Below are 316 nucleotides of genomic sequence, written 5' to 3'. Positions count from 1 at the left end.
CATCGTCGCCGCGGCCGACGACGGCAGGGGCATCGAGGGGGTCGCGCCCGGCGTGCGCCTGGCGTCGGTGAAGGTCGTCGACGACGACGGCTACGTCGATCCCGAGGCCGCGGTCTGCGGGGTCATGTGGGCGGCGCGCTCGGGCATCGAGGTGGCCAACAGCAGCTTCTCCGTCACCTCGCCCGGCATGCCGTGCACCACCAGTGAGGACCAGGGCGTTGTTCGCGAGGCCGTGGCCAGGGCGGTCGAGTACGCGGACTCCTCGGGCACCCTCAGCTTCGCCGCCGCCACCAACGGAGCACTCGACCTCACACCC

1 protein-coding gene is annotated in these 316 nt (G+C 72.5%); it reads left to right on the top strand.

Features of this window, described 5'->3' with window-relative positions:
- Window positions 1–316: S8 family serine peptidase (locus JHE00_RS34615; RefSeq protein ID WP_200326418.1), on the top strand; the 316-nt coding region annotated here is incomplete at both ends.

Origin of the sequence: Prauserella cavernicola, assembly GCF_016595675.1 — a bacterium.
Lineage (GTDB): Bacteria > Actinomycetota > Actinomycetes > Mycobacteriales > Pseudonocardiaceae > Prauserella_A > Prauserella_A cavernicola.
This window is presented reverse-complemented; position numbering and strand designations above follow the sequence as displayed.